This window comes from Streptococcus timonensis, assembly GCF_047460355.1.
In the GTDB taxonomy this organism is placed as follows: Bacteria; Bacillota; Bacilli; order Lactobacillales; family Streptococcaceae; genus Streptococcus; species Streptococcus timonensis_A.
Map to the genome: position 1 here is coordinate 407,965 of NZ_JASHGL010000001.1, position 23,227 is coordinate 431,191.

Below are 23,227 nucleotides of genomic sequence, written 5' to 3' on the forward strand. Positions count from 1 at the left end.
GAATAGAAAGCGGTAACAAATCATGAAAATGTCTACTTTTTTCAAAAAAAGTTACTGGCCAACCTTTTTAATTGTTAACGAAACAATTATACTATTTCATTTAAAGGATGGCTTGGATCGACAATACCTAACAACTGATTCCATACATTTGGTGATAGGATTCTTTATATTTGCAAATATTTTCGTAGCAATCTTTAGCAATTCGAAACTTTGGAATAAAAGTTGGGATAAAAAGAGTGATAGCAGTAAGAAAAAATATATCCTGAAAAAGTCATCAGGGATGTAGGGAATGTTTTGTTCAAATGGAGACAATTGTTTGTTCATTTTAGATGAAAACTCTTACAAAATATGGTATACTGTTATTAGTTTCCAATAGGTATTATCATAATTTTATATTATTTACATATATAAGATGTGAGATATAGAATCCTATTCACTTCGAAAGGGGACGGAAACATTATACCTTCTTTCGCTATTTTATTTTTTTTTATTTAAATTATTATTTGCCTCGAGAGGGGACGATAGAGTTAAAACAAATATTTTCAAAATGAAAGATATAAAAAGCGCTTTTTGAACTAACATCAAAAAGCGTACTTTTGTACTAATGGTGAGAAACATATGAAAAGAATTGTTATTTCTTTTAAACGGATAGACCAGTCACCGATAGACTTATCCACCAAGTTTCATGGTTTTATGATGGAAAACCTAGCACCAGACTATGTGACCTGGTTACATGAGCAGGAGACTAACCCCTACTCACTAAAAATCATCCATCAAAAGGACAAGACCCTATGGTCCCTTCATCTCTTGACTGATGAGGCTGTTAAGCAGATTCTGCCTTTTCTATTGGAGCTCAAAAGAGCAGAACTTCATGATTTGCCAACTCTCATAGTTGAGTCTTTGTCCATGCAAGATCTTAGTTCGGAGCAACTACTTGAACTTTTTAATCAAGATCAAGACCGGTCATTTTATACAATTCATTTTCAAACTCCAACTGGATTCCGCTCACAGGGAGAGTACGTTCTCTTTCCTTCCATGCGTCTTATCTTTCAGAGTTTGATGATGAAGTATGCACGTTTGATTGAGAATCATCAGGACATCGAAGAGGAAACTCTGGACTACTTGGTCAAGCGTAGTCGAATTACCAGTTACCGATTGGAGACTTGTTATTTCAAGGTACATGGTAAAAAGATTCCAGCTTTTAAAGGACGATTAAGCTTTAAGATTACAGGACCAAATACCTTAAAAGCTTATGCAAATATGTTACTGAAGTTTGGTGAGTACTCAGGTCTCGGTATGAAAACTAGCTTAGGGATGGGATGTTTAGAACTTGAAGAAAGAAAAGATTGATTTAGTTTATGGGTCGCTTTTGCACGCTATCGGCAAAGCGATTCAAGGGTCCAGGTATAATGAGAAAGACCTAGGTACAATTGGTTCCGAATGGTTTAGACGCTTTTCGGATAATGAAAAAATAGCCCAGCAGATAGCCAAGGCGACTTCAAGTGATTTGCCATCGGATTTAGCTCCTGATAGTTTGGTCTATATCACGTCAGCTGCTGCAAAGATTGCTTCAGGCCTAAAAGGGGCAGCAGACACTCATGGAGGAAAAGAAGATTTCCTAAGCAAACAATCGGATATCTTCAATGTATTTTCAGATACCCCTAGTCAGCGTTATTTTGATGCACAGCCATTAGAGCTTGACGGTGAGCCTAACTTTGCTAAGGAATCTAGTGAGCCGTCTGACCAGTTAGATTATGACTTGATAGTAGAGACTTTAGAAAAAGAATTTGAAAGATTGGACTTTAGTCAATCTGAGATAGATGCCCTTTTGAATCTTCTTGACTCTACCCTTTCCTATGTACCTGTTTCGACAAGGATCAAGGAATTATCGGATATTTCCCTAGCAACCTACAGTCGTCTGACAGCAGGTTTTTCTCTAGCTATTCAGGAGTATTTAGATGATCGAAACTGCCGAGACTATAAGAAAGTTCTGGCCCAAGACTTAGAAGCCTTCTATGATCAAGAAGCCTTCTTATTAGTAAGTTTTGACCTGTCAGGGATCCAAGACTTTATTTACAATATTGCAACGGCTGATGCTGCTCAACAATTAAAAGCACGTTCCTTGTATCTAGATTTTATGGGGGAACATATCGTTGATAGCTTACTGGAGAAGTTAGAGCTTACAAGGACTAATCTTCTCTACGTTGGTGGTGGGCATGCCTACTTTATCCTTCCAAACACCGAAAAAACCAGAGAAACCTTGGCTAGTTTTGAAGCAGAATTCAATCAGTTTTTGGTCAAGCATTTCCAGACAGGCTTGTACGTAGCATTTGGTTGGAGTCCGTTTTCTGCCAATGATATAACAACGACACTGGCCGACTATCGAAAAGTCTATCAAACAACTAGTCGGATGATTTCCCAAAAGAAAATTTCTCGCTATGACGCCAAAACTCTCCTTGAACTCAACCAAGGAGGAAAAAGTTCCCTTAAAGAATGCGAGATTTGCCATTCAGTAGAAAAGCTTACCAAGTCTAATAAACAAGAGGTCTGCCATATCTGTGCAGGAATGTATCGCTTTGCCAAGGAGATACAAGAAAGCTACTATATTGTCACAAAAGAAAAAGGCCTCCCGATAGGTCCGGGAGCCTATATTAGAGGTATTTCCAAAGCCGACCTTGCTAAAGAAGAGTGGGACCGTGTTTATGCCAAGAATAGCTATAGCACAGATATCCTAAAAGCAACCCATGTCTTTGTCGGAGATTACAAGTACGCTGAGATTTACAAGTATGCTCAACTATCTCAGGATAGTGAAACTGGACAAGGGATTAAGCGATTAGCAGTTGTTCGTCTAGACGTAGATGATTTGGGAGCTGCCTTTATGGCTGGATTCTCCTATCAAGGTGGTGGCAAATTTAATACTTTGGCACGCTCAGCGACCTTTTCTAGAACTATGAGTCTCTTCTTTAAGGTCTATATCAACCAGTTTGCAAAAGACAAAAAACTATCGATCATCTATGCTGGTGGAGATGATGTCTTTACTATCGGTTCCTGGCAGGATATTATTGAGTTTACGGTTTGTCTGCGCCAAAACTTTATCAAGTGGACAAATGGCAAATTAACCCTATCAGCAGGGATTGGTCTTTTTCAAGATAAAACACCTGTTAGTCTAATGGCCGAAGAAACTGGCAAGCTAGAGGGTGTAGCTAAGGATAACGACAAGGATAGTATTTCCCTCTTTGACCAGACCTACACTCTAAAGTTTGATCAGTTTATTGACAATGTATATAAAGGTAAACTCCAAAATATTCGCTACTTTTTTAGTATTCAGGATGATCGTGGTAAGAGTTTTATTTATAAACTGATTGAGCTCCTTCGAAACTATAATCGGATGAACATTGCGCGTTTAGCTTATTGTTTAACTTGTTTAGAGAATGAGACAGATAGTGATAAAAAATATGAGTTTAAAGAATTTAAAAGCTTATTCTTTTCTTGGTATACAGGTAGTGAACAAGAACGTAAAGAAGCAGAACTTGCTTTAGTCCTATATATTTATGAAATTAGAGAGGATTTATAATGATGTTTTTAACAGATGATAATTATGTAGATAAGGCAGAAAATGTCATTAATTCATTGAAAAGGATTCGAAAAAAAAATAATTCTGACACTTTTTTTTTAACAACCAGCAAAATTAGAAAGTTATTAAGTCTAACTAGTACATTATATGACGAAAGTAGAGTGCGTGAGTACGATGACTTGAAAGATAAAATAGCCTATTTAAAGGTACAATATATATATCAAGCAGGTAAAGAACCTTCTGTAAAAGACTTGGTAATCAAGGGAGAAATTATAGAAGCACTTAATGAAATTAAAGATAGGGAAAGTCTTCAACGTTTTTGTCGTTATATGGAAGCTTTGGTTGCTTATTTTAAATTTTATGAAGGGGAAGAACAATGACATATTCAAAACTTCAAATAACAGGACAAATCCGTTTAGAGACAGGCCTCCATATCGGCACAAGTAATGCCTATGCTGCTATAGGGGCTTTAGATTTACCTATCATAAAAGATCCAATTACAAACTTACCCATCATTCCTGGTTCAAGTATTAAAGGAAAAATGCGTAGTCTTCTATCAAAAAATTATAATCAAAAAATAGCGCGGATAGCAACCCAAGATGGGGAGGTTCTCAGCCGGATTTTTGGGAATAGTTCTGATGACCAGTATAAAATGGGACGACTTATCTTTAGAGATTCTTTCCTAGCGAATAAAGAAGAATTGGATGAATTAGGAGTCAAAACATATACTGAAGTAAAATTTGAAAACACAATAGATCGTATTTCGGCTCATGCTAAACCAAGACAGATTGAGAGAGCAATTAGAGATAGTAGGTTTGATTTTGAATTAATCTACGAAATCACAAAAAAGAGTGAAGCACAGGTAGAGGAGGACTTTAAAGTGATTTTTGATGGATTAAAACTCCTAGAACTTGATTATTTGGGTGGTTCAGGCTCCCGTGGTTATGGTAAGGTTCGCTTTGAAAAACTTAAGATAGTGACAGTTTTTGGAACATATAGTACGGATAGATTAAATAAACTTTTATCTACGGAGGTCTAGTATGACCTATAAAATGTATGTTATGAAATTTCATACTACTCACTTTGGGGTAGGAAGTTTAGATAGTTCAAAGATGACCTTTTCAGCGGACCGATTGTTTTCTTCCTTAGTTATTGAAGCAAAGAAAATAGGGAAATTGGATGAATTTTTATCTTTGTCAAGTCAGGATGACTTTGTGTTAACCGATGCTTTTCCCTATCATTTATGCCCTTTCTTTCCAAAACCAATTGGTTATCCAAAATTTGATCAACCAGATTTAATAACAGATGTCAAAGAAGTACGTAGACAGGCTAAAAAAGCAAAGAAACTACAGTTTATTGCTTTCGAAGATTTCGATGATTATGTAAAGGGAACCTTGATTGATGCAAAAGAACATGCGGTTACTAATATCGTAACAAAGAATCAACCATATAAGAAATGTGGTTTTTTTCAAGTATCTACAGTACGATTTTTAGATGACTCCTCTTTATATATGATTGCTAATGAATCAGATCTTTTCAATAATCTAATGACCAGCTTGCAATATTCAGGAATAGGTGGTAAGCGTTCAATTGGTTATGGGCGTTTTGAATTGACAATTTTAGATATTCCTGAGGAGCTTAAAAATCGCTTAACCCAAGTCCATCAAGGACCAGTAATGACTTTGACTACTTCTTTACCAATTGAGGAAGACCTCGATAAAGCCATGGAAGATGGTTTCTACTTATTGACTAAATCTAGTGGGTTTGTTTTTAGCACAGAAGTAAAAGAAAATTACCGCAAGCAGGATTTATTCAAGTTTAGTTCTGGGTCCACTTTCTATGAGACTTATAAAGGACTAATAGTTGATGTGAGACCACTGAATTTTCCACATGCAGTCTTGAATTATGCAAAACCCTTATTTTTAAAAATCGAGGTAGAATCATGAAAACCAATTATAGAGAATTTCAATTTACGCTCCTAGCCTTGGCTCCTATTCATATTGGTAGTGGAGAAAAGTATACTTCTCGAGAATATATTTATGAGAATGGTCATTTTTATTTTCCTGATATGAGTAAATTTTACAATCGAATGGTGGAGAAAGGATATGCTCAAAATTTTGAACAGTTTCTGCAAAAAAAATCTGAAAATTCAAATAATCACTTAATCTCCTTCTTGAATGATCATAGAATTTGTAATCGTGATTTTGGAGGTTATTGTATTAGAGAGACGGGGCTAGAGACGGAAAAAAATGATTATGATATCGATATAAAAGCAGGAGAAATAAACGGAGTTGCAAAGTTTATTAGAGATCCATTTGGAAAACCTTATATTCCCGGAAGTTCATTGAAGGGAGCTATTCGAACCATTTTAATGAACACAAATCCTGCGTGGAACAATAATGATGCAATAGATGATACTGGAGGTTTTGAAAAAGAGAATACGAGATTAATCCCATGGGGACCAGATAGAGGAAAAAAATTTGATGACCTGTTTAATGAGATTCGTGTCAGTGATAGTAAGCCACTAAGGAATAGTAGTCTTATTCTAGTTCAAAAATGGGATTATTCTGCAAAATCATCAACTGTAAAACCTCTTCCGGTATACCGAGAATCACTAGCTCCTCTAACACATATTAGTTTTACCATTACGACAACGTCGGATAGAGCAGGAGGATTTATTGAGGAACTAGGAACGAGAGCTCAAGAATTCTATAATGCTTATAAAGAATTTTTCCTAGTGGATTTTCCTGAAGAAATGATTCAAAATAATATTTATTATCCTATTTATCTTGGCGCTGGTAGTGGCGCTTGGACCAAAACGCTATTTAAACAAGCGTGTGGTATCTTACAAAAACAATATTGTTTTAAGTCACTTAAAATGGAAGGTAAAGGTGTATTGAAGCTGACAAAAGCAACTATTATAGATAAAATTCAAGTTGAGTTTTCTAATGAGTTGATTAAGAATAAAGAATTTTTCTATGAAATGGGTAAAGCTAATTTTATAATTAAGGAGATTACAAATTGAAAATTTTAATTTCGGCAGTAGGTGATACCGATCCGATTCGCAATTTTCATGATGGTGCTTTGGTGCATATTGCAAGAAAGTATCGTCCAGATAAAATTATTATTGTTTTTTCGGAGAGAACATTAGAAAAGAAAGAAAAAATCAATAAGGTTATCCTCTCTATTGATACTGAATATATGCCTGAAATTGTCTATCATAGACAAATTATCTTGAATGAGAATGTATTTGTTTTTGATACGATGTATGAACAATTTGCTGCTCTTATTCAAGAATATTATACAAAAGAAGATGAGTTTATTCTCAATCTTTCAAGTGCAACACCTCAAATAAAATCTGCTTTATTTGTTATCAATAGATTAAGCGAACTTAATGTCAAGGCAGTACAAGTTTCAAGTCCTGAAAAAGATTCCAATGCGGGTATTAGACATGATAGTGAAGAAGATATTCAGGCTTTGATTGAAACAAATATTGATAATAAATCTGATTTTGTAGATCGCACCATTGAAGACACTTCAGAGAAGTTCAAACAGGGGTTGATGAAAAAAACAATCCGTGATTTCATTCAAAAATATGATTACAAGGCTAGTTTGGAGCTAGCAAATCAATTATCCGAATTTCCTGGTTTGAAAGAATGTCGCAAGAAGTTGCATGATATTGTAGATTCTTTGGATAGACAAGATATTCCTCAACTTTTGAAGACAAAAAGTTGGAATGAGCAGAAGAAAAAAGTCCTAAACGCATATCTGACCATTGATCTACAGATAGAAAGAGGGAATTTTAGTGAAGGTCTTATTCGGATTAAAAGTCTAACAGAATTTATTTTAGAAGATTTTATTAAAGATCGTTATCCAGGATTATTAGATACATACACTAATGCATCGGAAAAAAAATTTTTGGGTCTTTGGGATTATTATAATATCCTAGAAGATGAGAACGAGAAAGATCTATGTGAAAAAATCGAAAAAGTTAAAAGTATAAATTCTACTCGAAATACAGTAGCTCACAAATTAGATCCTATAAAAGCTAAAGAACTAAAACAGTTAGATACTGTCTTCAAAACATTAAAGGATTTAGTTAAAGAACACTATCAACTCAGAGAGAAGGATTTTGATTTCTATAAGGAACAGAATAAGGAATTATTAGAATTGTTAAAATAATAAAGGAGAGAAATATTGAGTATTTTAATTTCAGCTGTCGGTACTACAGATCCGATAAGCAATAATCGAGATGCAGCACTATTACATATCGCCCGTACCTATAGACCAGAACAGATAGTTTTGGTTTATAGTGAGGAAATGTTAATAAAAAGAGATCTTATTGAGAAAGCACTTTTTTCTATTAAGGATTATCACCCTGAAGTGATTATTGAATCAACTGTATTAAAAAATACGGAGGTCTATCTATTTGATAGAATGTATGAAGTGATGGGACAGATAATTGAAAAATATTCTGGAGCAGAACATCAATTAATCTTAAACCTATCTTCAGGGACACCTCAGATTATTTCTGCTTTATTTGCCTTAAATCGAATTAATGATTATAATACGCAAGCCATACAGGTTGCAACACCTAACAAATCAGCAAATAGAAAGTATGCGCCACTTTCAAGTGAAGACGAACAAAGGCTATTTGACGAAAATCAAGATAACCAAAAAGATTACGAAAACCGTACAATCAAAGATGAAGCAGAGAAATTTAATCAGTCTCTAATCAAACGATATTTAAGAAATTTAATCTCTTCTTATGATTATATTGCTGCACAAGAATTAGTCGCTAGGAAAGAATACAATAAATTGCTCTCTAAGAAAAAGTTATATCGTTTAAGAGTCATTCTAAAAGATTTAGTAAGTGTTTTTAAAAAACAGACAACCCTTTTTGAGATAAAGGAACTTCCTATTTTAGATGTTGAAAAAACTGCTCTCAATTATTATTTATTAATTGAAATTCTCAATAAACGAGGACAAGTAGCAGATGTCTTAATCAAGTCAAAATCATTAGTTGAATTTATAATAGAAGAAAGACTAAAAAAGAACTATCCGACTCTTATAAAATATAAAGAGAAGTTGCCCAAGCTAAATGAAGAACATCAAGATTTTAAAGAAATTCTCAGTTATTTGGATAGAGAATATAAAAAATCACAAAATGGTAGTGACGAAGAAAAAGATGATTACTCACCTACATCAACTTTAAATCTAATTTCATACACTAAAATATTAGAGTTTTACAACTCTTGCCCTGAATTAATTGAGTCACTAAGAGTTTTCATTTCTTTAAACAATGAAAGAAACAAAGTTGCCCACGGTCTATCGGAAATTAATGCTAATTTAGTTAATTCTAAAAAATTATCTCAAACAATTGAAAGTTTACGTTTCATCATGCAAGATACCTATGATATTGATGATAAATATTTTGCTTTTTATGAAGAACTTAATCGAGAAATGTTAGACTTGCTTCGTTAGTAAGTATGACAAAATCTTAATAAACAGATTTCTTGTTGAAGAACTACTTTGAGTTTTTTTATTGGGAAAAAGTTTCTTGACTCCCAACCCAAAAAACGATATAATACTAGAGTTGAGAATTGATTTTCTCCCTATCTTAGTTCAGAGAATTGGCGGTGCTGCGAGCCATCTAAGATAGAAAATCATGCTACTCAATCATATAATTGCATAAGAACAAGAGAATGACAAGTTCATTGAATGAAGGTGGTACCGCGGTTTTTCGCCCTTCGTGATATGGATTTGTCTTTTAATTTTGGAGGTGTTTATGAGAACATTTCATGTCAAACAAAAATTTCGCCTAGGTGGTGAACGTTTTGATATCAAGGATGAGTTAGACAATGTTGCCTATCAGGTTGAAGGTTCTTTTTTTAAGATTCCTAAAACCTTTACCATTTATGATCTTGCTGGTGAACAGGTCAGTGAGATTCGTAAAGAAGTCTTAACTTTCCTACCTCGTTTTGAAATTCAACTGAGTAACGGCGATAGTTTTTATATCCGCAAGAAGTTGACTTTCTGGAAGGATAAATATGAGTTTGACAATCTCGGTCTTCGTATCGAAGGAAATGTCTGGGATTTGAATTTTAAATTGCTGGATGATCGTGACCAAGTGATTGCTGAGATTGCCAAGGAACTTTTCCATTTAACCTCTACCTATACTGTAACCGTCTACGACGAATCTTATGCTGACCTAGTCATTTCTCTCTGTGTCGCTATCGACTATGTTGAAATGCTAGAAAGCCAATCAAATTAGTAAAAAGGAGATACATATGAAACAATTATCTAGTGCACAAGTCCGCCAAATGTGGCTTGATTTCTGGGCTACAAAAGGCCACTCTGTAGAACCATCTGTTAGCTTAGTTCCTGTCAATGACCCAACACTTTTATGGATCAACTCAGGGGTTGCCACTCTTAAAAAATACTTTGACGGGACTATCATCCCTGAAAACCCACGGATTACCAATGCGCAAAAGGCTATCCGTACCAACGATATTGAAAACGTAGGGAAGACTGCTCGTCACCATACCATGTTTGAAATGTTGGGAAACTTCTCTATCGGGGATTACTTCCGTGACGAAGCCATTACTTGGGCTTATGAGCTTTTGACAAGCCCTGAATGGTTTGACTTCCCAGCTGAAAAACTCTACATGACCTACTACCCAGCTGATACAGATTCTTACAACCGCTGGATTGAAGTGGGAGTGGATCCAAGTCACTTGATTCCAATCGAAGACAATTTCTGGGAAATTGGTGCTGGACCTTCTGGACCAGATACAGAAATCTTCTTTGACCGTGGGGAAGCTTTTGACCCAGAAAATATCGGTATTCGCCTTCTCGCAGAAGATATCGAAAACGATCGTTATATCGAAATCTGGAACATTGTCTTGTCACAATTTAATGCTGACCCAGCTGTACCTCGTAGCGAATACAAGGAATTGCCACACAAGAACATTGATACGGGCGCTGGTTTGGAGCGTTTGGTGGCAGTTATCCAAGGTGCTAAGACCAACTTTGAAACAGACCTCTTCATGCCAATCATCCGTGAAGTGGAGAAATTGTCTGGTAAGGTTTATGATCAAGATGGCGACAATATGAGTTTCAAGGTTATTGCAGACCACATCCGTTCGCTTTCATTTGCCATTGGGGATGGTGCCCTTCCAGGAAATGAAGGTCGTGGTTATGTCCTTCGTCGTCTTCTCCGTCGTGCTTCTATGCATGGTCAAAAATTGGGTATCAATGAGCCTTTCCTTTTCAAACTTGTTCCAACTGTTGGTAAAATTATGGAAAGCTACTACCCAGAAGTGCTTGAAAAACGTGACTTTATTGAAAAGATCGTTAAGAGCGAGGAAGAGTCATTTGCCCGCACTCTTCACTCAGGTCAACACTTTGCAGAAACTATCGTATCAGACTTGAAAGAAAAAGGCCAAACGGTTATCGCTGGGCAGGATGTCTTCAAACTCTATGATACATACGGATTCCCAGTAGAGTTGACAGAAGAAATCGCTGAAGAAGCAGGAATGACTGTAGACCGTGAAGGCTTTGAAGCAGCCATGAAGGAACAACAAGAACGTGCGCGTGCCTCTGCTGTCAAAGGCGGATCTATGGGGATGCAAAATGAAACCCTTCAAAACATTACTGTAGAAAGTGTCTTCAACTACAATGCTAGCCAATTGTCTTCTAAGTTAGTGGCTATTGTAGCGGATAATGCAGAAGTAGAAGCTGTAGCTGAAGGAACTGCCTCACTTATCTTTGAAGAAACTCCATTCTATGCTGAAATGGGTGGACAGGTAGCTGACCACGGTCAAATCTTGGATGCTGCAGGAAACCTTGTAGCGACTGTAACGGATGTTCAAAAAGCACCAAATGGACAAGCTCTTCATACTGTTGAAGTCCATGCACCGCTTGCTTTGAACCAAGAATATACTTTGGCCATCGATAGCAATCGTCGTCACCGTGTCATGAAGAACCACACAGCAACTCACTTGCTCCATGCGGCCCTTCACAATATCCTTGGCCACCATGCTACCCAAGCAGGTTCGCTTAATGAAGTAGAATTCCTCCGCTTTGACTTCACCCACTTCCAAGCCGTGACTCCAGAAGAATTGCGTGCTATTGAGCAACAAGTCAATGAAAAAATCTGGGAAGCTATCGCAGTAAAAACTGTTGAGACTGATATTGATACAGCCAAAGAAATGGGAGCTATGGCCCTCTTTGGTGAGAAATATGGTAAGGAAGTCCGTGTTGTCACTATTGGAGACTACTCAGTGGAACTGTGTGGTGGTACCCACGTTGGCAATACTTCTGAAATCGGTCTCTTCAAGATTGTCAAAGAAGAAGGAATTGGATCAGGAACTCGTCGTATTTTGGCAGTGACTGGTAAGGAAGCCTTTGAAGCTTATCGTGACCAAGAAGATGCACTGAAAGCAGTCGCAGCAACCTTGAAAGCTCCTCAACTCAAAGAAGTACCTCACAAAGTTGAAGGACTTCAAGAACAACTCCGTCAATTGCAAAAAGAAAATGCAGAATTGAAGGAAAAAGCAGCAGCAGCGGCGGCAGGTGATGTCTTCAAGAATGTTCAAGAAGCAAACGGTCACCGTTACATTGCCAGTCAAGTTTCTGTATCAGATGCAGGTGCTCTTCGTACCTTTGCAGATAACTGGAAGCAAAAAGACTATTCGGATGTGCTTGTTCTTGTCGCAGCCATCGGTGACAAGGTGAATGTCCTTGTAGCCAGCAAGACAAAAGATGTGCACGCAGGTAACTTGGTCAAAGAATTAGCTCCAATCGTTGATGGACGTGGTGGTGGAAAACCAGACATGGCCATGGCAGGAGGAAGCAACCAAGCGAAAATCCAAGAATTATTGGATGCAGTAGCAGGTAAATTGTAAGAAAAAATCTACCATTTTTGGTAGATTTTTTTATTTAAAGTCATAGAGTAGTTGATTTCTTTGAAGAATAAGCGTATAATATATAAAAATTAATTGAGTGCTCACTCAATTTTATTAGGGATTAGGAGAATTAGATAATGGTTATTAAAGCAATACAGTATAATCGTTTTGGTGATGAGAAAGTTCTAGAATTAGTAACTATTACATCTGAACCATTAGAAATGAATCAAGTTAGGGTAGCAGTATTTGCTGTTGGTTTAAATCCTATTGATTATAAAACTTTCGAGGGAGCAAAGCCACTTCGTTTTTTGACATTTTTAACAAAATTAAAACAACCAAGTCATTGGTTTGAATCAAAATCATCATTATTTCCAAGAGGCATTGCTAGGGATTTTGCTGGTGTTATCACAGAAATTGGTGATGGAGTGTGTCGATTTTCAGTAGGTGATAAGGTTTTTGGAACAATAATAAGTGATCCTGGACTTGGTACTAAGAGGGGTGCGTTAGCAACAGAAATTTGTGTTAGCGAATCAGAAATTGCATTGAAACCAGACAATATTAATATGTATCATGCTGCTACTATGGGGGTGGCTTCCTTAACAGTTGGTGGTGCTTTTAGAAGAATTAATTTAAATTCTAAAGATGTCGTAGTTATTTCAGCAGCTTCAGGTGGCATTGGTAGTATTGCAGTACAGTATGCGGTTGCTAAGGGCGCAACTGTTATTGGTATTGCGAGCAAGAAAAATGCAGAATATCTAGAATCATTAGGTGCTATACCAGTATCTTATGAAGAGGATGTCCAAAAGTCTCTTTTATCAGTAGCTTCAAAACCTATTACAAAATTTTTGGATTGCTATGGTGGTGATTATGTTAAATTAGCTTTTAGTTTGGGATTGAAGGGTACGTCTATTGGAACTCTAGTACCTTCACCATATGTTTTAATAAGAGGAGCTCAGTTCACAGGTCCGAGACATTCCACTTATGATGATTTTAAAATTCTAGAGGAGATGGTCTCAGATGGAAAAGTTCAGCTGAATATTGAGAAAGAGTATAGTTTTTCTCTGGAGTCAGTTAGAGAGGCATATCGTAGTCTGAAATTAGGACATACTCGTGGTAAAAGAATTATTAAAATAAGAGAGTAGATAGAGGGGGCAGGAATGGAAAGTATAGAATATAAGTTTACTGAGACATTAAAAAACAGTAACTTAAGTTTAAAACAACGTAAAGTCTTAATCTCAAGTCTAAAATTATTTTCAGAGATTGGGTTTGAAAATACAACTTCTCATCTTATTGCTGAACACGCTGGAGTCTCAGAAGGAACAGTTTTTAGTTATTTTAAAACCAAGGAAGGTATCCTAGATGCTATTTTATCTAGATTTCTAGAACAAGTCATTCCAGAGGTCATTGCTGATTTTTCAGATAAGAGAATTACAATAGGGCAAGAAACCTTTTCACTTTTTCTAAGAAGCATCGTTCAGGATAGGTTAGTCTTTATTCATAACAATAAAATGCAAGTTAAAATCCTTTTGAGTCGTTCACTTATTGATAAAACTATTTCTGAAGAGTTAGGAAATATCATAGTACGTTCAATCATTAAACCAATTAGTCCAATTTTGAATCAGTTTAAAGAAAAAGGTGTTATCCGAGATTGGTCAAATGAAAGAATCGTTCGCTATATTTTAGCTTTAAGTCTTTCTTATACGATTCCTATGATTATTAATGACAATGAAGATATAAACATTGATAAAGTAACAAGTGAAATTGTTGAATGTCTTTCATTTGCTTTAGTTACAGAAAAATAACTATGAAATTAAAGCTCACTAAAACGTTTAGTGAGTCTTTTCAAACCAAGAAAAATCCCCAATCAGAGCGATTGAGGATTTTATAATTGAATCTTACACGATACCTTGGGCAATCATAGCGTTTGCTACGTTTTCAAAGGCTGCAATATTTGCACCTGCAAGGTAGTCAGTACCAAGACCGTATGTTTCTGCAGTTGTTTTAGCTGTGTTGAAGATGTTAGTCATAATATCTTTCAAGCGTCCGTCAACTTCTTCACGTGTCCATGAAAGGCGAAGGCTGTTTTGGCTCATTTCAAGCGCTGACACAGCTACACCACCAGCATTAGCAGCTTTAGCAGGTCCGTAAAGAATTCCATTTTCTTTGTAGACTTTGATAGCTTCAAGGTCGCTAGGCATGTTGGCACCTTCAGAGACACAGATAACGCCTTGAGCAACCAAACGTTTTGCAGCTTCACCGTTGATCTCGTTTTGAGTCGCACATGGAAGAGCGATATCGTAGTTACCAGTGTAAGTCCATACAGAACCTTCATAATAAGTAGCAGTAGGTTTTTCTGCAGCGTACTCAGTTAAACGAGCACGACGGTTGTTTTTAACATCTGACAAAAGGTCGAAGTCGATACCATTTTCATCAATGACATAACCATTTGAGTCAGATACAGAAATAACTGTAGCACCAAGTTCAGTTGCTTTTTGAAGGGCAAACTGAGCAACGTTACCAGAACCAGAAATCACAACTTTTTTACCAGCAAAACTGTTTCCGTTAGCCTTGAGCATTTCTTCAGTGTAGTAAACAAGTCCGTAACCAGTCGCTTCTGGACGAATCAAACTTCCACCAAATGGGATAGGTTTACCAGTCAAGACACCAGCATCAAATTGGTTGAGGCGTTTGTATTGTCCGTAAAGGTAACCAATTTCACGTCCACCGACACCGATATCACCAGCAGGTACGTCAAGAGAAGGTCCGATGTATTTTTGCAATTCAGTCATGAAGCTTTGGCAGAAGCGCATTACTTCAGCATCAGTTTTGCCTTTAGGATCGAAGTCTGATCCACCTTTACCTCCACCGATTGGAAGTCCTGTCAAAACATTTTTAAAGATTTGTTCAAATCCGAGGAATTTCAAAATCCCTTGGTTTACAGTTGGGTGGAAACGAAGTCCGCCTTTATATGGTCCAACAGCTGAGTTAAATTGAACACGATAACCACGGTTAACTTGAACTTTTCCATCACGGTCAACCCATGGAACACGGAAGGAAATAATGCGCTCAGGTTCAGTGATACGTGCCAAGATATTCTCTTCGATATACTCAGGGTGTTTTTCGAATACTGGTTCCAAGGTACTGAAGAATTCTTCAACCGCCTGGAGAAATTCAGCCTCATGCCCATTACGAGCTTTTACTGTTTCAAACACGCTTTGGATATATTCTTTAGCAGATGTCATATCGTTCTCCTTTTTTGTCCTATTTTATTACGTGAGCCATTATAACAGAATTTTATTTTAGTGTAAAGAAAAAAAGGCAAATTTTCTAAAAATTCTTTCAATTAAGGAATTGGAGTAAAAAGTGTTAATGTAAAAGACGAACGATTCCACTAGAACAAGCTTTTTTAAATAGAAGAAATCAAGTTATGGTATAATATTAGAAATAAAAGGAATCTGGAGGAATAGGATAGATGGTATCAACTAAAACACAAATTGCTGGCTTTGAGTTTGATAATTGCTTAATGAATGCAGCGGGTGTGGCTTGTATGACTATAGAAGAGTTAGAAGGGGTAAAAAACTCTGAAGCAGGAACTTTTGTCACAAAGACAGCTACCCTGGAATTCCGTCAGGGAAATCCTGAGCCACGCTATCAAGATGTTCCGCTCGGTTCCATTAACTCCATGGGCTTACCTAATAATGGTCTAGAATACTATTTAGATTATCTCTTAGATTTGCAGGAAAAAGAACCAAATAGAACTTTCTTCCTTTCTTTAGTGGGTATGTCTCCTGAAGAAACACATACCATCTTGAAAAAAGTACAAGCAAGTGACTATAAAGGTTTGACAGAACTCAATCTATCTTGTCCAAATGTACCAGGTAAACCTCAAATTGCCTATGACTTTGAAACAACTGATCGTATCTTATCAGAAGTCTTTGCCTACTTTACAAAACCTCTAGGAATTAAGCTTCCACCTTACTTTGATATTGTTCACTTTGACCAAGCAGCAGAGATTTTTAACAAGTATCCACTTAAGTTTGTTAACTGTGTAAACTCTGTTGGAAATGGTCTTTATATTGAGGATGAAACAGTAGTTATTCGCCCTAAAAATGGCTTTGGCGGTATTGGTGGAGAATATATTAAACCAACTGCCCTTGCTAATGTCCATGCCTTTTATCAACGCTTGAAACCAGAAATTCAGATTATCGGGACTGGTGGTGTCTTGACAGGACAGGATGCCTTTGAACATATCCTTTGCGGAGCTAGCATGGTTCAGATTGGTACAACCTTGCATAAAGAAGGCGTTAGCGCTTTTGAACGTATCACAGCTGAACTAAAAGCAATCATGGAAGATAAAGGCTATGCATCCTTGGAAGACTTCCGTGGGAAATTGCACTATATTGACTAAATCTATTTAAAAATAAGAAGAAAGGAGAAGAGATGCTCGCCATTGAAGAAAGTCAGCAGTTGACCTTAGAAAACTTGCCTGCTCTAACTCTGTTTACTGGGAATGATCAGGGCCAGTTTGAAGTCATGAAGGCGCAAGTGCTAGAGCAAATTGGTTATGATCAAGCTGATTTAAATTTCTCACATTTTGATATAAAGGAAGTTTCCTACGAGGATGTAGAGTTAGAATTGGTTAGCCTCCCTTTCTTTGCGGATGTAAAGATTGTGATCCTAGATCACTTTTTGGATATTACAACTGCTAAAAAACGTTATCTCTCAGATGATGAACTCAAGTCTTTTGAAGAATATCTAGAAAACCCCTCTCCTACCAGTAAATTAGTTATTTTTGCAGAAGGTAAACTAGACAGCAAGCGACGTCTAGTTAAAATTCTCAAGAGAGATGCTAAGATATTTGAAGCTCTTGAGCTAAAAGAGCAGGAGATTCGTGCTTATTTTCAAAAACTGTCTCAAAAACAAGGCTTGGTATTTGATAACAAAGCTTTCGACCATCTACTCATCAAGTCTGGTTTTCAATTTAGTGAAATTCAAAAGAATCTTTTATTTTTAGAATCCTACAAGACTGATGGCCACATCTCTGAAGAGGACATCGTTCAAGCCGTTCCCAAAACCCTGCAGGATAATATCTTTGACTTAACCCAGCTCATCCTAGCGAAGAAGATAGATCAGGCACGGGATTTAGTTAAAGATTTGACCTTACAGGGTGAAGATGAGATTAAACTGATTGCCATTATGCTGGGGCAGTTTAGACTCTATGCACAGGTGAAAATTTTGCAAGAGTCTGGTCAGACAGAATCACAGATGGTCAGTAGTTTGGGTCACTATCTTGGTCGCAATCCGAATCCCTATCAAATCAAATTTGCTCTTCGTGACACGCGAGGATTGTCCCTGAATTTTCTACAAGATTCTATTCGTTATCTCATCCAGGCAGATTATCAAATTAAGACAGGTGTTTACGAAAAAGGGTACTTGTTTGAGAAGGCTTTATTACAGATTGCCTGCCAGTCAAATTGAGCAAATAACTTGAAAAAAAAGGTTGTTTGCGTTATCATTTTTATATAGAAAGAAAAGAGGTATTACAGATGGCTATTATCTTACCAGATCTTCCATACGCTTACGACGCCTTGGAACCATATATTGATGCTGAAACGATGCATTTGCACCATGACAAACATCACCAAGCATATGTAAATAACGCTAATGCAGCTCTTGAAAAACACCTTGAAATTGGTGAAGACCTTGAAGCTTTGCTTGCTGATGTAGAATCTATCCCAGCTGATATCCGTCAAGCGCTTATCAACAACGGTGGTGGACACTTGAATCATGCTCTTTTCTGGGAATTGATGACTCCTGAAAAAACAGCTCCTTCAGCAGAACTTGCAGCAGCAATCGATGCAACATTTGGTTCATTCGAAGAATTCCAAGCAGCATTTACTGCGGCAGCAACAACTCGTTTCGGTTCTGGATGGGCATGGTTGGTTGTTAACAAAGAAGGTAAGCTTGAAGTGACTTCAACAGCAAACCAAGACACACCAATCTCAGAAGGTAAAAAACCAATCTTGGGCTTGGACGTTTGGGAACACGCCTACTACGTGAAATACCGCAACGTTCGTCCTGACTACATCAAAGCTTTCTTCTCAGTTATTAACTGGAATAAAGTAGACGAGCTTTACGCAGCAGCTAAATAATCGCATTTGATAACACCCCTTTTTAGTTGGATTTTGGGTCTAGCTTTAAAGGTGTTTTTTTGTTTGCCTTTTTTAGAAGTAACTGTCTCATGATTTTCCTTTGTTGGATAGGCTTGATTTATGGTATAATGATAAGATAGAAATCGAAGGAGAAATCATGAATATTCAACAATTACGTTATGTTGTTGCTATTGCAAATAGTGGTACTTTTCGTGAAGCGGCTGAGAAAATGTACGTTAGCCAACCCAGTCTATCTATTTCTGTAAGAGATCTGGAGAAAGAGCTAGGATTCAAGATTTTCCGCAGAACCAGTTCGGGTACCTTTCTTACTCGTCGTGGAATGGAATTTTATGAAAAGGCCCAAGAGTTGGTTAAAGGATTTGATATTTTCCAGAACCAGTATGCCAATCCTGAAGAGGAGAAGGATGAGTTTTCAATAGCTAGCCAGCACTATGATTTCTTGCCACCAACCATTACAGCATTTTCACAACAATATCCTGAATATAAGAATTTCCGTATTTTTGAATCTACAACTGTTCAAATCTTGGATGAAGTAGCTCAAGGACATAGTGAGATTGGGATTATATACCTCAACAATCAAAACCAAAAGGGTATCATGCAACGGGTTGAAAAATTAGGTCTTGAAGTGATTGAGTTGATCCCTTTCCAGACGCATATCTATCTTCGTGAAGGACATCCTTTAGCCAAGAAAAAAGAGTTGGTCATGGAAGATTTAGTTGATTTGCCAACAGTTCGTTTCACACAGGAAAAGGATGAATATCTCTATTACTCAGAAAACTTTGTGGATACAAGTGCCAGCTCTCAGATGTTTAACGTAACAGACCGCGCTACTTTAAATGGAATTCTTGAAAGAACAAATGCTTATGCAACTGGTTCTGGATTCTTAGATAGCGATAGCGTTAACGGAATCACCGTTATTCCACTAAATGATAATCTCAATAATCGTATGGTTTATGTGAAACGTGAGGAAGTAGACTTGAGTCAAGCAGGGACTTTATTTGTAGAGGTCATGCAAGAGTATTTTGATCAGAAGAGGAAAGCATGAAAAAAAGAGGAATAGTAGCAGGGATTATAGCAGCCTTGATTGTATTAGACCAATTGGTAAAGTCTTATGTCGTTCAGAATATTGCTCTTGGTGAAATCAAATCATGGATCCCAAATCTAGTTAGTTTAACCTATCTGCAAAATAGAGGGGCTGCCTTTTCCATGCTACAAGATCAACAGTGGTTTTTTGCAGTTATAACACTAGTCGTTATGGCGGGAGCTATCTGGTATTTGCACAAGCATATAGAGGATTCCCTCTGGACAGTCTTTGGTTTGGTTCTGATTATTGCAGGTGGTCTGGGAAACTTCATTGATCGCATTAGCCAAGGATTTGTCGTTGATATGTTTCACTTAGACTTTATCAATTTTGCCATATTCAATGTGGCTGATAGTTATCTGACAGTAGGGGTCGTAGTGTTATTGCTTGCAATGCTAAAAGAGGAAATGAATGGAAATTAAAATTGAAAGAGGCGGGGTACGTTTAGATAAGGCTTTGTCAGATTTAACAGAATTGTCTCGTAGTCTCGCCAATGAACAAATCAAGTCTGGTCAAGTCTTGGTCAACGGCCAGGTTAAGAAAGCCAAGTATACGGTCCAAGAAGGAGATATGATCACTTATCAAGTTCCCGAACCAGAGGTTTTGGAGTATGTAGCTGAAGATATTCCTTTAGAAATCATTTATCAAGATGAGGATGTAGCAGTAGTTAACAAACCTCAAGGCATGGTTGTTCATCCAAGCGCTGGTCATACCAATGGTACCTTGGTAAATGCCCTCATGTATCATATCAAGGACTTATCTGGAATCAATGGTGTGCTTCGACCAGGGATTGTCCATCGTATCGATAAGGACACATCTGGGCTTCTCATGATTGCTAAAAATGATGAAGCTCACATGGCCTTGGCTCAAGAATTGAAAGACAAGAAATCTCTTCGAAAATATTGGGCCATCGTTCATGGGAATCTTCCCAATGACCGAGGTGTCATTGAGGCGCCGATTGGTCGTAGCGAAAAAGACCGCAAGAAACAAGCTGTTACTGCCAAAGGGAAAACAGCAGTGACACGTTTCCAAGTCTTAGAACGCTTTGGTGATTATACCTTACTGGAATTACAACTGGAAACAGGACGGACCCATCAAATCCGTGTACACATGGCTTATATCGGCCATCCTGTAGCTGGTGATGAGGTATACGGTCCTCGTAAAACCCTAAAGGGACATGGGCAATTTCTCCATGCCAAGACGCTAGGATTTACCCATCCAAGAACTGGGGAAACTATGGAATTTACTGCTGATATTCCAGAAATATTCAAGCAAACCTTGGAGAAACTTAGAAATGAACTATAAAAAAGGACTCAATTGAGTCCTTTTTATTTGCGTTTTTTCTTAGCTTTTTTCATTTTGTTAGCCATGCGTTTCATGGATTGTTTCATGGCAAATTCACCGATTTTACCCTTGAGACCTCCACCAAACATCTGGCTCATATCTGGCATTCCTGCTCCACCAAGAGCTGAAAGGTCAGGCATACCACCTTGTCCCATCATACCTTCAAGGGCTGACATATCCATGCCACCAGGCATATTTTTAGGAAGGTTGTTAGGGTTAATGCCCATTTGCTTCATCATCTTGTTCATGTCACCAGACATGACACCTTGCATGAGTTGTTTAGCTTGGTTAAAGTCTTTGATGAACTTGTTGACATCGATAAAAGTATTACCAGAACCAGCTGCAATACGACGACGACGGCTTGGAGTGAGCAAATCTGGATTTTCACGTTCTTCAGGAGTCATAGACGAGACAATGGCACGTTTGCGAGCAATCTGTTTTTCATCCACCTTCATATTTTGAAGGGCAGGATTGTTGGCCATACCAGGAATCATCTTGAGCAAATCTTCCATCGGCCCCATATTTTGCACCTGATCCAACTGATCGATAAAATCGTTGAAATCAAAGGTATTTTCTCGCATCTTTTCAGCCATTTCAAGGGCTTTTTGCTCATCGTATTCTTGAGAAGCTTTCTCAATCAGAGTCAGCATATCCCCCATACCGAGAATACGGCTGGCCATGCGGTCTGGGTGGAAGGTTTCAATGTCGGTAATCTTTTCACCAGTACCAGTGAATTTGATTGGTTTTCCTGTGATATGACGAACAGAAAGGGCCGCACCACCACGAGTATCCCCGTCAATCTTGGTAAGGATGACACCGGTAACTTCTAATTGAGCGTTAAATTCTCGCGCAACGTTTGCTGCTTCCTGACCGATCATGGCATCGATGACCAAGAGAATCTCATTTGGTTGAGCAAGTGCTTTTACATCACGGAGCTCATTCATGAGAAGTTCGTCAATTTGCAAACGACCAGCAGTATCAATCAAAACATAGTCGTTATGGTTAGCTTTCGCTTGCTCCAAACCTTGGCGAACAATCTCCACTGCAGGAACTTCAGTTCCAAGAGCAAAGACAGGAACATCAATTTGTTGTCCGAGAGTTTTTAGCTGGTCAATAGCTGCAGGACGATAGATGTCGGCTGCAATCATCAAAGGACGAGCATCCTCTTCCTTTTTAAGTTTGTTAGCAAGTTTTCCAGCGAAGGTTGTTTTACCAGCACCCTGCAAACCGACCATCATGATGATTGTAGGAATCTTTGGAGACTTGATAATCTCAGCTGTATCAGAACCAAGGACTTCTGTCAATTCTTCATTAACAATCTTGATGATTTGTTGAGCTGGATTGAGGGTGTCAATGACTTCATGACCAACCGCGCGTTCACGAATTTTTTTGATAAAATCCTTAACAACAGGCAAAGCAACGTCGGCTTCTAAAAGAGCCAGACGAATTTCCTTGGTTGCTTCTTGGATATCGCTCTCGGTGATTTTTCCTTTTTTACGTAGATTTTTAAAAACGTTCTGCAAACGTTCTGTTAAATTTTCAAATGCCATATTTTTCTCCTATTTATTCAATTCAGTGGAAATCGTCCGAAATGTTGCAAACACTCTAGTTCTTCGGGTGTGACTTCTTTCATGATTTCATTTGGATATCCCCAACAGCTAAAACCTATTTGCATAGCTTTGGAGATATCATTGGGCGAGATAATCTGTAGTCGACTAGGAAATGGTTCCTCTGCGGCTAATAGTTTGCAAGGTATTCCTTGATAAATAACTAGACTGCCCATGATTACTCCCGATTGTCAATACTTGTTAAAATCTCAATTTGCTCTTGGAGAAAAGCATCTTCTGGATAGCGCTCAATGATCTGATCAAAAATCTGACTGCGGACAATGTAGTCAGAGTACATATGAAGCTTCATCTCATAGTCTTCCAGTATCTTTTCTGTTCGTTTGATATTATCATAAACAGCCTGACGACTAACACCAAATTCTTCAGCAATTTCAGCTAAACTATAGTCATCTGCATAATAGAGTTCGATATAGTTCATTTGTTTATCAGTTAAGAGGGCTGCATAAAATTCAAACAGAGCATTCATTCGATTGGTTTTTTCAATTTCCATAAGATTTATTATACCAAAAAATAGCCTG

At 37.5% G+C, this 23,227-nt stretch carries 23 protein-coding genes; 19 read left to right on the forward strand and 4 right to left on the reverse strand.

Features of this window, described 5'->3' with window-relative positions; genetic code table 11:
- Nucleotides 1-22 precede the first annotated feature (22 nt).
- The 13 genes from QM941_RS01975 (at nucleotide 23) to QM941_RS02035 (ending at nucleotide 14,285) form a co-directional block, all read left to right on the forward strand.
- A complete protein-coding gene (locus QM941_RS01975; protein ID WP_414338278.1) occupies nucleotides 23-286 on the forward strand; it encodes a hypothetical protein in 264 nt (87 codons plus the stop codon).
- Nucleotides 287-618: 332 nt separating this feature from the next.
- Nucleotides 619-1,350 carry a CRISPR-associated endoribonuclease Cas6 gene (gene cas6 / locus QM941_RS01980; RefSeq protein WP_414338281.1) on the forward strand — a complete coding sequence of 244 codons (732 nt, stop codon included), beginning with the start codon at nucleotides 619-621 and terminating at the stop codon, nucleotides 1,348-1,350.
- Nucleotides 1,331-3,574, forward strand: coding sequence for a type III-A CRISPR-associated protein Cas10/Csm1 (cas10, locus tag QM941_RS01985; protein ID WP_414338284.1), 2,244 nt, complete (start codon nucleotides 1,331-1,333; stop codon nucleotides 3,572-3,574). Before cas6 ends, cas10 begins: the two co-directional genes overlap by 20 nt.
- On the forward strand, nucleotides 3,574-3,954 hold the full coding sequence (gene csm2 / locus QM941_RS01990; protein WP_414338287.1) for a type III-A CRISPR-associated protein Csm2: 381 nt from the start codon (nucleotides 3,574-3,576) through the stop codon (nucleotides 3,952-3,954). The genes cas10 and csm2 overlap by 1 nt, the downstream gene beginning before the upstream one ends.
- Nucleotides 3,951-4,613, forward strand: coding sequence for a type III-A CRISPR-associated RAMP protein Csm3 (gene csm3, locus QM941_RS01995; protein WP_414338289.1), 663 nt, complete (start codon nucleotides 3,951-3,953; stop codon nucleotides 4,611-4,613). The genes csm2 and csm3 overlap by 4 nt, the downstream gene beginning before the upstream one ends.
- Nucleotide 4,614: 1 nt before the next feature.
- Nucleotides 4,615-5,520 carry a type III-A CRISPR-associated RAMP protein Csm4 gene (gene csm4, locus QM941_RS02000; RefSeq protein ID WP_414338291.1) on the forward strand — a complete coding sequence of 302 codons (906 nt, stop codon included), beginning with the start codon at nucleotides 4,615-4,617 and terminating at the stop codon, nucleotides 5,518-5,520.
- Nucleotides 5,517-6,599: a type III-A CRISPR-associated RAMP protein Csm5 gene (gene csm5, locus QM941_RS02005; protein ID WP_414338294.1), complete on the forward strand. Its 1,083-nt coding sequence runs from the start codon at nucleotides 5,517-5,519 to the stop codon at nucleotides 6,597-6,599. The genes csm4 and csm5 overlap by 4 nt, the downstream gene beginning before the upstream one ends.
- Nucleotides 6,596-7,756, forward strand: a complete 1,161-nt coding sequence (csm6, locus tag QM941_RS02010; RefSeq protein WP_414338297.1) for a type III-A CRISPR-associated CARF protein Csm6 — start codon at nucleotides 6,596-6,598, stop codon at nucleotides 7,754-7,756. Before csm5 ends, csm6 (QM941_RS02010) begins: the two co-directional genes overlap by 4 nt.
- Nucleotides 7,757-7,771: 15 nt before the next feature.
- Complete coding sequence (gene csm6 / locus QM941_RS02015) at nucleotides 7,772-9,058, forward strand: type III-A CRISPR-associated CARF protein Csm6 (protein WP_414338300.1); 1,287 nt, start codon at nucleotides 7,772-7,774, stop codon at nucleotides 9,056-9,058.
- Between the two features lie 304 nt (nucleotides 9,059-9,362).
- Nucleotides 9,363-9,848: an LURP-one-related/scramblase family protein gene (locus QM941_RS02020; protein WP_414338302.1), complete on the forward strand. Its 486-nt coding sequence runs from the start codon at nucleotides 9,363-9,365 to the stop codon at nucleotides 9,846-9,848.
- Nucleotides 9,849-9,864: 16 nt separating this feature from the next.
- A complete protein-coding gene (alaS, locus tag QM941_RS02025) occupies nucleotides 9,865-12,483 on the forward strand; it encodes an alanine--tRNA ligase (RefSeq protein ID WP_414338303.1) in 2,619 nt (872 codons plus the stop codon).
- Nucleotides 12,484-12,620: 137 nt separating this feature from the next.
- On the forward strand, nucleotides 12,621-13,625 hold the full coding sequence (locus QM941_RS02030) for an NADP-dependent oxidoreductase (RefSeq protein ID WP_414338306.1): 1,005 nt from the start codon (nucleotides 12,621-12,623) through the stop codon (nucleotides 13,623-13,625).
- A gap of 15 nt (nucleotides 13,626-13,640) precedes the next feature.
- Complete coding sequence (locus QM941_RS02035; RefSeq protein WP_414338308.1) at nucleotides 13,641-14,285, forward strand: TetR/AcrR family transcriptional regulator; 645 nt, start codon at nucleotides 13,641-13,643, stop codon at nucleotides 14,283-14,285.
- Nucleotides 14,286-14,378: 93 nt separating this feature from the next.
- On the opposite strand, the gene gdhA is transcribed toward QM941_RS02035, so the two are convergent.
- Entirely contained in the window at nucleotides 14,379-15,725 is a 1,347-nt protein-coding gene (gdhA, locus tag QM941_RS02040; protein WP_414338311.1) for an NADP-specific glutamate dehydrogenase, read from the reverse strand.
- Between the two features lie 230 nt (nucleotides 15,726-15,955).
- Between gdhA and QM941_RS02045 the strand changes: the two genes are divergently transcribed.
- From QM941_RS02045 to QM941_RS02070, 6 genes are all read left to right on the forward strand, one after another.
- Entirely contained in the window at nucleotides 15,956-16,891 is a 936-nt protein-coding gene (locus QM941_RS02045) for a dihydroorotate oxidase (protein WP_414338313.1), read from the forward strand.
- A 32-nt stretch (nucleotides 16,892-16,923) separates the two neighbouring features.
- The gene (holA, locus tag QM941_RS02050) at nucleotides 16,924-17,961 is read left to right on the forward strand and encodes a DNA polymerase III subunit delta (RefSeq protein WP_414338316.1); all 1,038 of its coding nucleotides are present in this window, start codon (nucleotides 16,924-16,926) and stop codon (nucleotides 17,959-17,961) included.
- A 68-nt stretch (nucleotides 17,962-18,029) separates the two neighbouring features.
- Entirely contained in the window at nucleotides 18,030-18,635 is a 606-nt protein-coding gene (gene sodA / locus QM941_RS02055) for a superoxide dismutase SodA (RefSeq protein WP_414338319.1), read from the forward strand.
- A 157-nt stretch (nucleotides 18,636-18,792) separates the two neighbouring features.
- A complete protein-coding gene (locus QM941_RS02060; RefSeq protein ID WP_414338321.1) occupies nucleotides 18,793-19,701 on the forward strand; it encodes a LysR family transcriptional regulator in 909 nt (302 codons plus the stop codon).
- Nucleotides 19,698-20,159 carry a signal peptidase II gene (lspA, locus tag QM941_RS02065; protein WP_414338323.1) on the forward strand — a complete coding sequence of 154 codons (462 nt, stop codon included), beginning with the start codon at nucleotides 19,698-19,700 and terminating at the stop codon, nucleotides 20,157-20,159. Before QM941_RS02060 ends, lspA begins: the two co-directional genes overlap by 4 nt.
- On the forward strand, nucleotides 20,149-21,042 hold the full coding sequence (locus tag QM941_RS02070) for an RluA family pseudouridine synthase (protein WP_414338326.1): 894 nt from the start codon (nucleotides 20,149-20,151) through the stop codon (nucleotides 21,040-21,042). The genes lspA and QM941_RS02070 overlap by 11 nt, the downstream gene beginning before the upstream one ends.
- 23 nt (nucleotides 21,043-21,065) lie before the next feature.
- Here the strand turns inward: QM941_RS02070 and ffh are convergent, their stop codons facing one another.
- Genes ffh through QM941_RS02085 form a run of 3 tightly spaced genes read right to left on the reverse strand, consistent with a single transcriptional unit; the run spans nucleotide 21,066 to nucleotide 23,199 of the window.
- Nucleotides 21,066-22,631 (reverse strand): signal recognition particle protein, encoded by a 1,566-nt coding sequence (gene ffh / locus QM941_RS02075; RefSeq protein ID WP_414338329.1) that lies wholly within the window; start codon nucleotides 22,629-22,631, stop codon nucleotides 21,066-21,068.
- Nucleotides 22,632-22,648: 17 nt separating this feature from the next.
- Nucleotides 22,649-22,864 (reverse strand): 2-oxoglutarate:acceptor oxidoreductase, encoded by a 216-nt coding sequence (locus QM941_RS02080; protein ID WP_414338332.1) that lies wholly within the window; start codon nucleotides 22,862-22,864, stop codon nucleotides 22,649-22,651.
- A 2-nt stretch (nucleotides 22,865-22,866) separates the two neighbouring features.
- Nucleotides 22,867-23,199, reverse strand: a complete 333-nt coding sequence (locus QM941_RS02085; protein ID WP_045615678.1) for a putative DNA-binding protein — start codon at nucleotides 23,197-23,199, stop codon at nucleotides 22,867-22,869.
- Between the last annotated feature and the right edge of the window lie 28 nt (nucleotides 23,200-23,227).

Excerpts from the sequence above, each read along its gene's own strand:
- QM941_RS02085 (WP_045615678.1), bottom strand. The coding sequence starts at position 23,199 with ATGGAAATTGAAAAAACCAATCGAATGAATGCTCTGTTTGAATTTTAT.
- csm4 (WP_414338291.1), top strand. The coding sequence starts at position 4,615 with ATGACCTATAAAATGTATGTTATGAAATTTCATACTACTCACTTTGGG.
- QM941_RS02035 (WP_414338308.1), top strand. The coding sequence starts at position 13,641 with ATGGAAAGTATAGAATATAAGTTTACTGAGACATTAAAAAACAGTAAC.
- holA (WP_414338316.1), top strand. The coding sequence starts at position 16,924 with ATGCTCGCCATTGAAGAAAGTCAGCAGTTGACCTTAGAAAACTTGCCT.
- lspA (WP_414338323.1), top strand. The coding sequence starts at position 19,698 with ATGAAAAAAAGAGGAATAGTAGCAGGGATTATAGCAGCCTTGATTGTA.
- csm5 (WP_414338294.1), top strand. The coding sequence starts at position 5,517 with ATGAAAACCAATTATAGAGAATTTCAATTTACGCTCCTAGCCTTGGCT.
- QM941_RS02080 (WP_414338332.1), bottom strand. The coding sequence starts at position 22,864 with ATGGGCAGTCTAGTTATTTATCAAGGAATACCTTGCAAACTATTAGCC.
- ffh (WP_414338329.1), bottom strand. The coding sequence starts at position 22,631 with ATGGCATTTGAAAATTTAACAGAACGTTTGCAGAACGTTTTTAAAAAT.
- QM941_RS02060 (WP_414338321.1), top strand. The coding sequence starts at position 18,793 with ATGAATATTCAACAATTACGTTATGTTGTTGCTATTGCAAATAGTGGT.
- QM941_RS02045 (WP_414338313.1), top strand. The coding sequence starts at position 15,956 with ATGGTATCAACTAAAACACAAATTGCTGGCTTTGAGTTTGATAATTGC.
- alaS (WP_414338303.1), top strand. The coding sequence starts at position 9,865 with ATGAAACAATTATCTAGTGCACAAGTCCGCCAAATGTGGCTTGATTTC.
- QM941_RS02020 (WP_414338302.1), top strand. The coding sequence starts at position 9,363 with ATGAGAACATTTCATGTCAAACAAAAATTTCGCCTAGGTGGTGAACGT.
- QM941_RS02030 (WP_414338306.1), top strand. The coding sequence starts at position 12,621 with ATGGTTATTAAAGCAATACAGTATAATCGTTTTGGTGATGAGAAAGTT.
- cas6 (WP_414338281.1), top strand. The coding sequence starts at position 619 with ATGAAAAGAATTGTTATTTCTTTTAAACGGATAGACCAGTCACCGATA.
- QM941_RS01975 (WP_414338278.1), top strand. The coding sequence starts at position 23 with ATGAAAATGTCTACTTTTTTCAAAAAAAGTTACTGGCCAACCTTTTTA.
- gdhA (WP_414338311.1), bottom strand. The coding sequence starts at position 15,725 with ATGACATCTGCTAAAGAATATATCCAAAGCGTGTTTGAAACAGTAAAA.
- sodA (WP_414338319.1), top strand. The coding sequence starts at position 18,030 with ATGGCTATTATCTTACCAGATCTTCCATACGCTTACGACGCCTTGGAA.
- QM941_RS02070 (WP_414338326.1), top strand. The coding sequence starts at position 20,149 with ATGGAAATTAAAATTGAAAGAGGCGGGGTACGTTTAGATAAGGCTTTG.
- csm2 (WP_414338287.1), top strand. The coding sequence starts at position 3,574 with ATGATGTTTTTAACAGATGATAATTATGTAGATAAGGCAGAAAATGTC.
- csm3 (WP_414338289.1), top strand. The coding sequence starts at position 3,951 with ATGACATATTCAAAACTTCAAATAACAGGACAAATCCGTTTAGAGACA.